We start from the raw sequence: 2,740 nt of genomic DNA, 5'->3' as shown, positions 1-2,740 counted from the left end.
GTGGTCGTCGTCGCCGGCTCCGTCGTGGCGTTCGTCGCCGGCTGCGTCGTGGCGCCGGCCGAGGGCGCTGCGGTGGACGGCGCCGGTGCGGCCGTGGTGCCCGCGGCCGGCTCGTCGAGGCCGTCGCCGCCGGTCCTGGCCGGCGTCCCGGCGCCCTCGCGGTCGGTGTCGCGGGTGGGTACCACCGGCGGGTACGGGCGCGCGGCCGCGTGCTGACCCGTGCCGCTGTCCGTGCTCGCGGCGCCGAGCGGCGCACGCTCGGGCGGCGTCGACGGCGCACCACCGGGCTCGAGCTGACCGATCACGGGTCCGTCGTCGATGGGGCGGCCCGTGAGGCTGACGTCCTCCCGGGCGGGCGCTGACCGCTCGCCCTCGGGCTGCTCGGCTGCGGGCGACGGTCCCTCGGGCTGCTCCGCTGCCGGGGACGGTCCTCCGGACGGGCCCGGTCCTGCCGCCGCGGGCGTCGTGGTCGCGTCCGCGTCGGTCGCACGGGTCTCCTCGGCCCCACGAGCGCCGGGCCGGTCGTCGGGGCCGGCGGCCTCGTCGGGGCGGGGTTCTCTGGGCGAGGACATGGTCGGCTCCTGTCGGTGCTGGCGTCTCCCTCGGACCGTGGGATCTGATCGTCAAACTAGCGCTGGGCCAGCACCGGCGCTCGACGGCACCCGCTCCGTGTCCGCCGCGCGCTCCCGCAGCGGCACCGGGTCGGGGGCGGTGCGTCCCGCGACGACGTAGGCGAGGCCCACGAGCACCGCGCCGCCGACGACGTTCCCGACGCCGACGACGAGCAGGTTGCGGCCCAGCTCCACCCAGCTGGTCTCGGGGAGCCCGCCGATCAGCCCGAGCGCGAAGGTCGTCATGTTCGCGACGACGTGCTCGAAGCCCGACGTGATGAAGGCCAGCAGGCACCAGAAGACGACGGCGAGCCGCGCGCCCTCGGACGTGAGCCGCGCCCCCGCCCAGATCGCGAGGCACACGAGCATGTTGCAGAGCACTGCCCGCCAGAACAGCTGCCCCGTCGTCGCGTGCGCCTTGTGCTCGAGCAGGCCGGCGAGCATCGCACCCGCGGGCGTCCCCGGGGCGACGACGCCCGAGAGGTGCACCATCACGGCGAACGTGAAACCGCCCAGGAGGTTGCCGACGAAGCTCAGCGCGAGCGTGCCCGCGGCCCGTCCCCAGCCCACCGCCGCGCCCGCCGCCCCCTGCGTCAGCGTCATCATGTTCGACGTCGCCAGCTCACCGCCCGCGGTCACGACGAGCGTCAGCGCGACGCCGAACACGAGGCCCTGCACGAGCGGCGCCCACGGCGACCCGGCCGCGCGGAGCGGTCCCGCCGCGCTGAGCATGAGCACGACGGCGACGCCGATGAACGCGCCGCCGAGCATCGCCTGGACGAGGTAGGGGAGCGTCCGCCGGGCGGCGTCCGCCTTTGCCGCGGCCGTGCGGCGCTGCGCCGCGAGGGCGTCCGGGATCGAGAGCACACCCCAGGGTCCCGGTGCCGCCGCACGCAGACGTGGGACGAAAGCCCGGCGTCGGGAAGCGATCGCGGCCCGGCCGCGTTGGCGCGTCCGTGAGCCGACTCCTGACGCCCCTGACCCTGCGCGGCACGACCTTCCGCAACCGCGCCTGGCTGGCGCCCATGTGCCAGTACTCCGCGACCGACGGGCTGCCGGACGACTGGCACCTCGTGCACCTCGGGGCCCGGGCCGCGGGTGGCTTCGGCCTCGTGCTGACCGAGGCGACGGCGGTCGTCCCCGAGGGCCGGATCACGCCGGAGGACACCGGCCTGTGGAACGACGCCCAGACGGACGCGTGGGAGCGCATCGTCCGGTTCGTGCACGAGCGCGGCGCCGCGGTCGGCGTCCAGCTCGCGCACGCGGGCCGCAAGGCCTCGACGTACCGCCCGTGGCACGAGGCGCAGGGCACGGTGCCCGCGGCCGACGGCGGCTGGCCGACCGTGGCGCCGTCGGACGTGGCGTTCGACGGCTACGCGGCGCCCGCCGAGCTCACGACCGAGGCGATCGCCGACGTCGTCGCGGCCTTCGCGGCCGCGGCGCGCCGGGCCGAGCGCGCCGGCTTCGACGTCGTCGAGGTGCACGCCGCGCACGGGTACCTGCTGCACCAGTTCCTGTCGCCTCTGTCGAACCGGCGCACCGACGCGTACGGCGGGTCGGCCGAGAACCGCGCGCGGCTGCTGCGCGAGGTCGTGGCCGCGGTCCGTGCGGCGTGGCCCGAGGACCGGCCGCTGTTCGTGCGCGTCTCGGCGACGGACTGGGCCGAGGGCGGCCTCACCACCGACGACGTCGCCCACGCCGTGGCGGGCCTCGCCGACCTCGGCGTCGACCTCGTCGACGTCTCGACCGGCGGGAACGTGGTCGCGCCGATCCCCGTCGGGCCGGGCTACCAGGTGCCGCACGCGCGGCGCGTGGCCGAGGTGTCCGGGCTGCCGGTGGCCGCCGTCGGCCTCATCACGTCGCCCGCGCAGGCCGAGGGCCTGCTGGTCGACGGCGCGGCCGACGCCGTGATGCTCGGCCGCGAGGCGCTGCGTGACCCGATGTGGCCGCTGCGCGCCGCGCACGAGCTGCGCGCCCCGGTCACGACGGACGCGGACGCACCCGTCGCCTGGCAGCCCCAGTACGTGCGCGGCGCCTGGCGCTGACACCGGACCCCACCGGTCCCCGCGCACTGGAGCGTTCGCGTGCGACACGCCGGGGCGGTTTCAAGCGGCCGATGCAACGAGTAG

The 2,740-nt window shown here is 76.8% G+C and carries 2 protein-coding genes and 1 pseudogene; 1 reads left to right on the top strand and 2 read right to left on the bottom strand.

The annotated features are described in order from the left end of the window. Nucleotides 1–572 (bottom strand): annotated as a pseudogene (locus ICW40_RS13935) (hypothetical protein); the annotation flags it as partial. A 51-nt stretch (nt 573–623) separates the two neighbouring features. Further along, nucleotides 624–1,478 (bottom strand): formate/nitrite transporter family protein, encoded by an 855-nt coding sequence (locus ICW40_RS13930; protein WP_221654622.1) that lies wholly within the window; start codon nt 1,476–1,478, stop codon nt 624–626. An 89-nt stretch (nt 1,479–1,567) separates the two neighbouring features. Between ICW40_RS13930 and ICW40_RS13925 the strand changes: the two genes are divergently transcribed. Continuing rightward, nucleotides 1,568–2,656 carry an NADH:flavin oxidoreductase/NADH oxidase gene (locus ICW40_RS13925; RefSeq protein WP_221654621.1) on the top strand — a complete coding sequence of 363 codons (1,089 nt, stop codon included), beginning with the start codon at nt 1,568–1,570 and terminating at the stop codon, nt 2,654–2,656. Nucleotides 2,657–2,740 lie beyond the last annotated feature (84 nt).

The organism is Actinotalea ferrariae (assembly GCF_019733465.1).
In the GTDB taxonomy this organism is placed as follows: Bacteria; Actinomycetota; Actinomycetes; order Actinomycetales; family Cellulomonadaceae; genus Actinotalea; species Actinotalea ferrariae_A.
The sequence above is the reverse complement of the archived record's forward strand: the minus strand, read 5'-3'. Positions and strand labels throughout refer to the sequence as shown.